At 64.6% G+C, this 10,684-nt stretch carries 10 protein-coding genes; 7 read left to right on the plus strand and 3 right to left on the minus strand.

The window, feature by feature from the left end; genetic code table 11:
• Window positions 1–53: 53 nt before the first annotated feature.
• Window positions 54–1,826, plus strand: coding sequence for a flavin-containing monooxygenase (locus ACO07K_RS17370; protein WP_422029958.1), 1,773 nt, complete (start codon window positions 54–56; stop codon window positions 1,824–1,826).
• A 421-nt stretch (window positions 1,827–2,247) separates the two neighbouring features.
• Complete coding sequence (locus ACO07K_RS17375; RefSeq protein ID WP_422029960.1) at window positions 2,248–3,105, plus strand: Crp/Fnr family transcriptional regulator; 858 nt, start codon at window positions 2,248–2,250, stop codon at window positions 3,103–3,105.
• A 6-nt stretch (window positions 3,106–3,111) separates the two neighbouring features.
• Here ACO07K_RS17375 and ACO07K_RS17380 read toward each other — a convergent pair whose 3' ends face one another.
• Window positions 3,112–4,338, minus strand: coding sequence for an ROK family protein (locus ACO07K_RS17380; protein ID WP_422029962.1), 1,227 nt, complete (start codon window positions 4,336–4,338; stop codon window positions 3,112–3,114).
• Window positions 4,339–4,379: 41 nt separating this feature from the next.
• Here ACO07K_RS17380 and ACO07K_RS17385 point away from each other — a divergent pair, with 41 nt between their 5' ends.
• Window positions 4,380–5,330, plus strand: coding sequence for a DNA topoisomerase IB (locus ACO07K_RS17385; RefSeq protein ID WP_422029964.1), 951 nt, complete (start codon window positions 4,380–4,382; stop codon window positions 5,328–5,330).
• A 215-nt stretch (window positions 5,331–5,545) separates the two neighbouring features.
• On the opposite strand, the gene ACO07K_RS17390 is transcribed toward ACO07K_RS17385, so the two are convergent.
• Both ACO07K_RS17390 and ACO07K_RS17395 read right to left on the minus strand, forming a co-directional pair.
• On the minus strand, window positions 5,546–7,054 hold the full coding sequence (locus ACO07K_RS17390; RefSeq protein ID WP_422029966.1) for a hypothetical protein: 1,509 nt from the start codon (window positions 7,052–7,054) through the stop codon (window positions 5,546–5,548).
• A gap of 195 nt (window positions 7,055–7,249) precedes the next feature.
• Window positions 7,250–8,209 carry an OmpA family protein gene (locus tag ACO07K_RS17395; protein ID WP_422029968.1) on the minus strand — a complete coding sequence of 320 codons (960 nt, stop codon included), beginning with the start codon at window positions 8,207–8,209 and terminating at the stop codon, window positions 7,250–7,252.
• A gap of 412 nt (window positions 8,210–8,621) precedes the next feature.
• On the opposite strand from ACO07K_RS17395, the gene ACO07K_RS17400 reads away from it, so the two are divergent.
• The 4 genes from ACO07K_RS17400 (at window position 8,622) to ACO07K_RS17415 (ending at window position 10,639) form a co-directional block, all read left to right on the plus strand.
• On the plus strand, window positions 8,622–9,011 hold the full coding sequence (locus ACO07K_RS17400) for a PRC-barrel domain-containing protein (RefSeq protein WP_422029970.1): 390 nt from the start codon (window positions 8,622–8,624) through the stop codon (window positions 9,009–9,011).
• A 2-nt stretch (window positions 9,012–9,013) separates the two neighbouring features.
• Window positions 9,014–9,574: an MgtC/SapB family protein gene (locus ACO07K_RS17405; RefSeq protein WP_422029972.1), complete on the plus strand. Its 561-nt coding sequence runs from the start codon at window positions 9,014–9,016 to the stop codon at window positions 9,572–9,574.
• Window positions 9,575–9,730: 156 nt separating this feature from the next.
• The gene (locus tag ACO07K_RS17410; protein ID WP_422029974.1) at window positions 9,731–10,399 is read left to right on the plus strand and encodes an MORN repeat-containing protein; all 669 of its coding nucleotides are present in this window, start codon (window positions 9,731–9,733) and stop codon (window positions 10,397–10,399) included.
• 6 nt (window positions 10,400–10,405) lie between these two features.
• On the plus strand, window positions 10,406–10,639 hold the full coding sequence (locus ACO07K_RS17415; protein WP_422029976.1) for a hypothetical protein: 234 nt from the start codon (window positions 10,406–10,408) through the stop codon (window positions 10,637–10,639).
• Window positions 10,640–10,684: the final 45 nt, after the last annotated feature.

The raw sequence follows: 10,684 nt of genomic DNA on the forward strand, positions 1-10,684 counted from the left end.
CGAAACTGCCCGTGGCCGTTGTGCAATTGCCATTCCTTCGACAAGCTCGGCACATGGATATCGAACTGCAGCGTGACCCAAAGCCCCTCGTCCAGGACTGGCTTGCCGACCTGAACGCAGCCCTCGAAGCGCGCGACGCGATTCGATTGGCGGCCCTGTTCCGACCGGATGCAGACTGGCGTGACATCGTCGCGCTGACGGGCTCGATCGAAACCGTCAGTGATCGTGCCGCCATCACCGGACGACTGGTCGAGGCCGTTGCTGCCGCAGGCGCCCGAAACTTCGCCATAGACACGGATCGCAGCCCGCCGCGCGACGTCGAGCGCGCCGGGGAAGCGTGCGTCGAGTCTATCCTCACGTTCACGACCGCACTCGGCACCGGTGCAGGCGTCGTGCGGCTGAAGCGCGCCGACTGTCGCGCCGGCGAGGCGATGGCTTGGACGCTGTTGACGTCGCTCGAGTCGCTGCACGGCCACGACGAAGAGACGGTCCTGGCCCAAGCCGAGGAGCCGGCGTTCGATCGAGACTTCCATGGGCCCAACTGGCTCGACCGCCGGCAGGAATCCTCACGCTACGCCGATCGCGATCCGACCGTGCTGATCGTGGGCGGGGGCCATGCCGGCATCACGGCCGCCGCACGCCTCAAGGCGCTGGGCGTCGAGGCCCTGATCGTCGACCGGATGGCCCGCATCGGGGACAACTGGCGCAAGCGCTACCACGGGCTGAAGCTTCACAACCAGAAGCATTCCAACCACTTCCCCTACCTCCCTTTCCCCCAGACGTGGCCGAAGTACATTCCCAAGGACAAGATCGCCAACTGGCTCGAATCCTATGTCGAGACGATGGAAATCGACTTCTGGACAGGTACGAGCTTCACTGGCGCGACTTGGGACGCCGGCGAAAGGCGCTGGACGGCCGAGCTCGACATGGATGTTGCGGGCGGCGTTCACCGCACGCTGCATCCGCGGCACATCGTGATGGCGACCAGCGTGAGCGGGACGCCGAACATCCCCGAGATCCCGACCCTCGGGCGCTTCGAGGGCACGGTCGTCCATTCGAGCAAGTTCGCCAGCGGTGCGGACTGGAAGGGTCGCCCGGTCCATGTTTTCGGCACCGGCACCAGCGCACATGACATCGCCCAGGACCTGCATGGCAACGGCGCTCATGTCACCCTAGTCCAGCGCAGCCCGACACTGATCGTGAACGTCGAACCCGGCGCCCAGCTCTATGACGGCATCTATTACGGCAAGGGCGCGACGCTCGAAGACCGCGACCTCGTCAATGCGTCAGTGCCCCTGCGGGTGATGAAGCAGGCCCACCGCATCCTTACCGACCAGGCGCGAGCCCACGATGCGCCCCTGCTCGACGCGCTGGAGCGCGTCGGCTTCCGGCTCGAGTTCGGCGAAGGCGGTACCGGCTGGCCGCTCAAGTACCGCAGCCGCGGCGGCGGCTACTATTTCAACGTCGGCGCCTCCGACCTGGTGGCGAAGGGCGAGATCGGATTGATCCAGTACGACGACATCGCCGGCTTCACCGCAACCGGGTTCACGATGAAGGACGGCAGCGATCGCGCTGCCGATCTGATCGTGCTCGCCACCGGTTACAAGGGCCAGGATCACCTGGTCGAGCAGCTCTTTGGGACGGAAATCGCGGGTAAGGTCGGCGCCATCTGGGGTTTCGACGAACGCACCCAGGAGTTGCGCAACATGTGGATCCCCACGGCACAGCCGGGCCTGTGGTTCCAGGGCGGCTCCTTCGCCCAGTGCCGCATCTACTCCAAGTATCTCGCGCTTCAGATAAAGGCAGCCGAAATCCACCGGGACTGACCTTCCGCGGACGCCGCCCGCGGACACGTCCCGGGCGGAACCCCCTCCGGGGGCACCCGTTGCATGTGCAGCCGGTGCCTGAAGGGCCGGCTCCCCTCCAACCCGGATCAAGGAGCCGTGAGTCATGCCGACCGCGCAAATGCGGATCAGCGCAGAGGAGCAGCGTCTTCTCAGGGCGTTGTCCGTCGGCCAAACCGTAAAGCTTCCGTCCTCCCACCGCCTTCGGCTGGAACTCCTGGGCCTCCTCCACGACGGGCCCAATGGGCCGCGCCTCACCCCCCTGGGAAGGCGACATGCGGAAGCTGCCGTTACCGAGGACGAACCCCACGGCCGGTCCGCCAACGAGCCAGCTGTGAAGCGCGATCGGCTCGGGCGCCGGATGCCGCATGGTCGGGCGCTCCCTTTTTGAACAGGTAATTCAATGTCCACACGACCTGCTTCCGCTTCTTCGTTCGTTACGGAACAGACCGGCGAAGAGGCCCGTGCATACAGTCGGGAACTTCCAAAGCCCGACCAAAAGGCTGCTCGTGAGAGTCACCGCGGTGTCCCGGCGAACGAGGAAACTGAAGTGGCGTCTGTATTCGAGCCGAAGAACCTTTTCCTGTCTGCCCTTCCCGCTGCCGAGCAGAACCGGCTCAGGCCCTCTCTGGCCTACCATCGCATGCCGCAGGGCACGATCCTTCAAGAACCCGAGCAACGCATCGAGCACGTCTACTTCATCGAAAGCGGTATGATCTCGCTGGTCGCGATGATGCAGGACGGCGCCGAGATCGAGACTGCCACGCTGGGACGGGAGGCCATTCTCGGATCGCTATCGGCGCTCGGGAACCACACCGCGGGTACCCGGGCGATCGTGCAGATCGATGCGGCGGCGTGGCGTATGACGGTGGCGGACTTCCGGACGGCCATCGGCCAGAGCCCTGTCCTGCGCAAGATGGCGTTGTTGAGCAGCGAACTCATGCTGGCGCAGATGCAGCAGACGGCGGCCTGCAACGCCCTTCATACGGCCGACCGCCGGTTGTGTCGCTGGATCGTGCAGGTGCGGGATCGCATCGACGATGACGTGATTCGCCTCACACATGATTTTCTCGCACAGATGCTCGCGGTCCGGCGCCCCACCGTGAGCCTTATCGCCTATGGCCTCCAGCAAGCTGGCCTGATCAAGTACCAGCGAGGCAAGATCACGATCCTCGATCGCGCCGGGCTCGAGCGGGGCGCCTGCGAGTGTGTCGGCGCACTGCGGGAAAAGACCCTTCGCATCATCGGCGAGGTCCAGTGACGCCGCTCACTCCGCCGATCGGTTCGTGAAGCGCGCGTTGCCGAGCCCTGTTCCGATCGTGAGCACGCCCCACCGCTCGACGTCCGTCATTCCTGAAAGCTCGCTCAATCCCTGGACGACCGCGTCGTTGTGCACAGCGACGAGCGGCTTCCGGCCGCCGATGGGCGGCAGGGAGCGAGATAGCGCGGCAACCAGGTTGAAGCCGTCCTCCTGCCAGTTGCCCGGCAGGTTCTGTCCACCATTGAGGATCGCGCCCTGCTCATCGATCAGCCCGGGACAGCCGATCCCCATGAAGGGCGCGAGGTCGAGGTTCGCGGCGACGGCTCGTTCCACCAGCTTGGTCGTCATTTCGACGAGGCGGCGCACGGCCTGATCCCGCGTGGGGTCGTCGTCGCGATGACACCAGTGCTCCATCTTCCAAACGGCACCTTTTGCACCACCACCGCGTCTCCCAATTCGGACGATGCCTACCCTGAGGTTCGTGCCGCCGATGTCGGCGGCCACGATCGTGTCGTGCTCCGCAAGCATCGAATCGGGGGCGAGTTCCGCCGCGCCGATCAGCCCGGCTTCGTCGGGATGACTGCTGATCGGGAACAGTTCCAGTGCCGTACCCTCGCCCGCCAGCAAAATCTGGGCGCGTCCCATCGCCAACTGTCCGATCTGGCTCGAACTCAGTCCTCCTCCGATGACGATCCGCTGGGTACCGCGCCAGCCTTCGAGCCGAAGGAAGCGCCGAACAACAGTGGCCAGTTCATGGGCAAACTCCTCGACGGCGGTATGAACAAGGCCTGCGGCGACCGTGTCGTTGCCGGTCAAGAGCTTGTCGAGGGTGCTCTTTGAAATGCTGCCCGTTGGCGTGTCGCCGAACGGGTCCTCATCCAAGGTCGATGCTACCCGGTCACGCCAGTCGTCGAGGATTGCACTGAAGGCACGGCCGGAGGCGCGGTCGCCGACAAATCCTTCTTCGTCGCGAAGCTCCTCGTTGTACGTATCAACGATAACGCGAGAGAGGACCCTCAGACCATGCCCGTTCGCAGAGGCGGGAACATGGGAGTCTTCGTCGATCGCGCCGTTCGGCACGTCGGGTACACCACTAACGCCCACCTGTGTCACCTCTGCCCCGTGAACTGCCAATGCAGTCAGGATGAAACGTAAACGACCCGGATGCGGTTGCTGCAACGATCGGCGGATCGATCCGTTTGCCGCCCATGCCACAATATTCGTCGACGGCACGCCTGATGCGCGAGTACGGCCTGACCCGGGGGAGCCCCGAGATGCTTCTGCTGCGTCGCCAGCGCTGCGGGAGGGGATTTCGCTTCGTCGGCGTCGACGGCGGAACGATCACGGACGCCGCGACCGTCGCTCGCCTCAAATCGCTCGCGATGCCTCCCGCTTACGCGAACGTGCGCTATGCGGCGGACCCGTCCATGCACCTCCAGGCAGTCGGCGAAGACGCAGCCGGTCGTCTGCAGTATCGGTATCATTCCGACTGGCTGCAGGTGCGCGAGAGTCTCAAGGCGCGAAAGCTGGCAAACCTCGGCAAATCCCTTCCCGTCATCAGCCGCGCCGTTCGGCACTGGCTGCGCTCGGACAACGCCGACCCCCGCCATGTCTCCGCGGCCATCGTTTATCTTGTGTCGAAAACCGCGCTGCGGGCCGGCAGCGATGCGTATGCCCGTGAGCGCGGGACACGGGGTGCGACCACTCTCCTGAAGTCGAACGTGCAGATCGATGGCGAGTTCGTGCGCCTGCACTTTCGCGGAAAGGGCGCCAAGATGGTCACGCGCGAGGTCCGCGACCGGATTCTCGCGACCACCTGCCGGCGCCTGTTCGCCCTGCCCGGCCGGCGCCTCTTCCAATATCGAGGTACGGACGGCGCGCTGCATCTCGTGAGAGCTTCCGAGGTGAATTCCTTTCTTCGGGAAGTCTCCGGCGTGCGTATATCCCTCAAGGATTTCCGCACCCTCGTGGCCTCGGCCGGCGTCATGCGGGCCCTCGCCGCCGCACCTCCGGCCGAAACCGAGCGCGCCCGCCGCGCGCTGGTGCGCGACGCCATTGCAGCGGCGGCAGAACAGCTTGCCAACACCCCCACCGTCTGCCGCAAGAGCTACGTCCACGAGTCTGTCATCGCGGCATTCGAAAAGGGCGGACTGCCGACCGGCCTCGGCCGTGGCCTTAAGGGAACGGCGCAAGCCCTCGTCCGGGTCGTCGCCCGGCATCGCTGACGTCCCGCGAACGTCCGCAGCTGGGAGCTAGAGCGTTTCCGGACGAGATAGAATCGAGCCGAGCATCTCAACACTGACCTCACCCTGAGGAGCGAACGCAGTGAGCGTCTCGAAGGGTGGGCACGCGCACCCCATCGGTTGCCCATCCTTCGAGACGCCGTGCTGTGCACGGCTCCTCAGGATGAGGTGGTGGGTGAATGTAAAACGGAAAGACTCTAGTCGGGGCTGCCGCCGCCGCGTCGGGAGAAACGGGGGGGCCGCCGATGGGCTGCCACCAGGGCATGACGGGCGCGACGATCGAGCCATCTCTGCCCGATGGGAAAGGCGAATTTCAGGATAAACCCGTAAGCCACCGCAAAAGTGACGGTGCTGCCGAGAATCTTCGGGAGCGAAACTTCGAGACCGCTCGCGCAGATCGCATAGACATATGCGAGGGCCGCACCCTGCCGCACCATCCAGGGAACGTCGAATGAAAAGAAGAACCGGATGACGCCGGAAACCAGCAGGCCGACCGCGAAGACCCCGACCAGCATTCCCGGAAATCCCAGGTCGACATAATTCTCCGCCATGTAGCCGACACTGATCGACGTGCCGCCGCGCATGTTCTCGAGAAGATCGGCTTTTGTCAGACGGATATAGACCTCGGTGTCCGACAGGGCTTCCTTGTCGGGAAACAGGAAGCGAGGGCGCAGGACGTGACTGAAGGCATCACTCCACTGCCGCATGGACGACCGCTCGGAGCCCGCCTGGTCGACGTTGATGACCAGGCCCGTGATGTCGACATAAGCCAGCCGCTCCAAGAGCGCTTTGGAGGTCAAGCCCCAGTCGATCTCGCCGATGCTGGCAACCCGCCCGAGCATGTATTCGGCCCGATCGGACAAGGAGAGTTGGAGGGCCTGCGATTCCGAACCGCCGGTGGCGTATTCGCGATACTCCGTCTTGACCGATGTCCAGAACAAAGCGAGCACCACCAGCGCAGAACCTGCGAGAAGCGCACAGGCGCTCGTCCGCAGCGTCCACCGCATCTGCGCAGCAAGCGCTGCCGTACCGAGGAAGACGAAAACGCCCCGGAAGTCGCCGAGCAAACCTGTCATTCCCGAGCCGATTTCAACGACCAGGATCGCGAACAGGAAGCCCCACCCGCGTCCCGTCTGCAGGACGGAGGTGAAGAGCAGGAAGGCCGCAACGATCTTGAACCGCGCGATGGATTCGAAGAACTGGAACAGCCCCCCGCCAAGAGTGAGGCCGGCTAACTGGGCGACCACATTCGCCCCGAGATAGACCAGGAATACGTCGATCGGGCGCCAGGACAGATGCGCCGAGAAGTTCTGAGAGGTGGGAGGCGCGATCCTTCCCAAGACGATCCTGCAGGCAACAGCCAGCGTCACCGTGGACGCCAGCATGTACCAGTAGGCATCCACGACCCAGGGGCCGGATATGCTCTGTGCCATCGGCTCGCCGTCGACGAGCGAGAGGAAGGCGCGAGCGAACACCTGCAGCCATTGAGAGAGCAGGTAGTAGACGATGGCCAGCGGCATCGTCGGTGTGCTTATCAGGCGAAGTATGACCCAGGGCGTGAAGGCGCCGGCGCCGAGGGCTAAGGGATCTGGCGAGGCAGGGCATACCAGCAGGAAGAGAAGGCCGAAGCCGAACGCAGCCCGCCGCAGCATCGAATAGTCGAGACGCGGTGCAGTGCGAAGGGAGCTAGCGAGCGTCGAGGCCATGACGGTCGGTCGGTCTACCTGATCATTGGTTATTATCGCATACCGAAGGCCAATACTTCTGGCGTTCCAGCCTAGCCACTACAGTGGGCGGCGCCCTGCCGCCACTGCTGAAACCGTTCTCCGTTGCCGTAGAGGGGGTGACAAAGAAAAAGGCGGCCCATCGGGCCGCCTTTTCCTCGTTTAGGGTCGTCCAGCTTACTGGATGACGATTTCGACGCGGCGGTTCTGCGGCTCGCGGACGTTCGGGCCGGTCTGCACCAGCAGGCCCTGCTCGCCACGGCCAACCACCGCGATCGCGGTCGCCGGCACGCCTTCGCGCACCAGGGCATCCTTGACGGCGTTGGCGCGACGCAGCGACAGCGCCATGTTGTAGGCCGGCGCGCCCGACGTATCGGTGTGACCCGTCGCCGTGATGCGGGCGTTGCCCTTGGTCTTGTAGGCGCCGGCAGCCTGCTTGATCGTGTTCAGCGCCTGAGCCGACAGGTTCGCGCGATCCCAGTCGAAGAACACCATGAACGACGGCGGCGCAACGACCGGCGGCGGCGGCGGCGGAGCGGCCGGCGTCGAACCGAACTTCAGCTGCAGGCCCAGCATGATGCTGAAGTTGTTGTTCGTCCAACCCACGCCGTTAACCTGCGGGTTCGTCGTGCCGTAGTAACGGCCGTCCAGGTTCACGCGGAAGTTCGTGTCGGCGTTCCAGCCGAGACCGATGATGCCCTGATAGGCGAAAACCGTGCTCGACAGCGACGAGTTGCCGTCGACGAGGCCCAGACCGGCGCCAGCGCCGATATACGGCGTGATCACCGAACCCGGCATGAAGTCGTACAGCAGGTTCGCCATGATGCCCAGCTGGCCGACCTGGTTGTTGACGGCCGTGTTCGGCACGCCGACATTCGTCGGGTTCCAGCGATAGATGCCTTCCAACTCAACGCGCGGACCAACGAAGTCGTAACCGATCACGCCACCGGCCATCCAGCCCAGCTGCGGGGTCACGTTCACCGTCGGGAACGCCGGAATGTTCGTGTTCGCCGTGAAGTTCGTCAGCCAGTTGATGCCGCCCTCGGCACCAATGTACAGACCCGGCTGCGGGGCCTGCGCCTGCGCAGCCACCGGCAGCGCTACAATGGCGGCGGCCGCCAGAAGAGCCTTCTTCATCAGATATCTCCCTTACTTGCACAGCCCCGCCACCGAACGGGGTGGGGCTAGAAATTCATCACGTCAGCGGAAGTAATGTACCCGACCTTCCCCGGCGAACGCCACAAAGGAAGGCATCGGAGACTCATTGTTGCCGCGACTGTGGCGCGTCAGCCACAGTCGCGAGCCACGCCGGATCTGTATTTCGGCGATCTGGCAATTTAGATATTTGTTTTCAATGGGTTAGAGGAGACTCCCGTCGCGCGCGAGCGCCCCCCGCGATCGTCGGTCTTCAGCGGCCTCGGACCCGTCCGGAGACGCGCGGAGCCGAATACCAGCAGTGCCTGTCCCTCGCTCGACACGCGACGCCAGGGTGCGGAACGAAATCGAGCACTGCCCGTTGGCACCGTCCGCCCCATCATGGAGTCCCAAAATGCGTCTTCCCCTCGTCACTGCAGCCATCGTCGCCGCTTTCGCCCTCTCTGTGCCCGGTCTCGTGAGCGCTCAAGGCGCTCCGCAGACCATTCAACTCACGAAGGTTGACGTCGTCAAAGTGTCGACCGGCTATCGCGCCAGCAAGGTGATCGGGTCTTCGGTCGTCAACGACGCCGGCGATACCGTGGGCAAGGTCGATGAGATCATCGTCGGGCCCGATGGCAAGGCGCCGTTCGTCGTGCTTTCCGTCGGCGGCTTTCTCGGCCTCGGCGACAAGCTGATCGCGCTGCCGTATGAGCAGATGAGGACCGACGGCAAGAAGATCGTTCTGCCGGGCGCCACAAAGGACTCCCTCAAGGCGCTGCCCGAGTTCAAGTACGCTTCCTGACGATGGGCGCGCTCGCAGAAGAGATCGCGCACCCGACGTTTCTGCCCTTTCCGGTCATTGCAGCGCGGCTCCTGTTCGCCGCGCTGCTCGGTGCTGTCATCGGATTCGAGCGCGAGTGGCAGGCCAGACCGGCCGGCCTTCGCACCCACATCCTGATCTGTGTGGCCGCCGCGACGTTCGGCATCCTCACTGTCGAAATCGCCCATTCCACCGCCTTCGCCGGCCGGCAGACGGCGAGCGACCCCCTCCGCGCCGTGGAGGCCGTCACGGCCGGCGTAGCGTTCCTCGTCGCCGGCTCCATTCTTTTCACACGAGGTGAAGTTCAAGGCTTGACGACCGGTGCCGGCATGTGGATGGCGGGTGCGGTAGGCCTCTCCTCGGGTTTCGGCCTCTGGCAAATCGCCGGACTTGGCACGTTCCTCATCCTGGTCGTCATGAGTCTCCTCCACACGTTCGAGCGGAAGCTGGGTCTGGTCGCAAACAAGAAGAAGAAAGAAGTCGCGCCCGATTCCGGAGGCGCCGAAAAGGGCGGCGGGAAAGACGACACCGCCCCGGAGTGCTAATCTGACGGCCCCATGAGGCGCACCCTTTCTCTCGTAGGCCTGGTCGTCGGTACGTTCGTTTGGCCCGCCGCGGCGCAGACGTCACGGCCGGTCCCGGAAATGGGCGCCGGAGCAAACCGCCCTCTCCCGCCCGCGCCCACACCCGGTCAGCCGCCGGTGGCCAGCGACGAGGTGAAGGATCCCAAGACGGGCTGTGGCGTCGTGTCGATGAATGCCGAACCCGATGTCGGCATCAGCTGGTCCGGCGCCTGCGAATACGATCTGGCGCAAGGCAAGGGTGTGCTGCAATGGTACCGCAAGGGCGTTCCCACGGATCGCTACGAGGGCGAGATGAAGGATGGCCTGTACGAGGGCGAGGGAAAGCTCACCTACGCAGACAAGGCCCGGTACGAGGGCTCGTTCAAGGCCGGCGAGCGCGACGGCAAGGGAACCTATGTCTTTCCCAGCGGTGCCCGCCTGATCGCTGACTTCCGCGAGGGCCGCCCGCAGGGTCATGGCATGTACGTCTGGGTCAACGGCAACCGTTACATCGGCGATTTTCGCGACAATCAGCGGACGGGCCGAGGCACCCTCTTTTATGCCGACGGTGGCCGCTACGAAGGTGAATTCGTGAACGGCAAGATGCAGGGCCGAGGCGTGCGGGTATGGGCGAACGGGTCGCGCTACGAGGGCGACTGGTCGAACGATCAGGCCAATGGCTGGGGCACCAAGTCGGGCGGTCTTGATGGTCAGGTCTTCACCGGCCAATGGAACAACGGCTGCTTCCGCGACGGCCAGCGCTGGGCGACGGTCGGCGCCACGGCACAGTCCTGTGGCTTCCAGTAGGGTGTCATGTCGGCCAGCCCGAACCTGATCATGATACAGTTCCTCGAATGGGTGGCTGCCCGGCCGCGTCGACGCGAGGATGTGCTGGACGCCTGGCCGAGTTCCTGTCCGCGTTTCCCGGTGTGGGAGGATGCCCGTGCGGAAGGGCTGGTGCGCCAATGCGGCGGCGAGATCGGCGAGCGCAGGGTCGAACTGACGGAGCGCGGTCGTGCGATGCTGGATCGCGGCCGGGCCGAATAGGAACGGGCCGCCTCCCAAGTGCAAACGACTGGCCGTATAGTAGCG

The sequence above is a fragment of the Reyranella sp. genome, from assembly GCF_965228225.1.
Taxonomy (GTDB): domain Bacteria; phylum Pseudomonadota; class Alphaproteobacteria; order Reyranellales; family Reyranellaceae; genus Reyranella.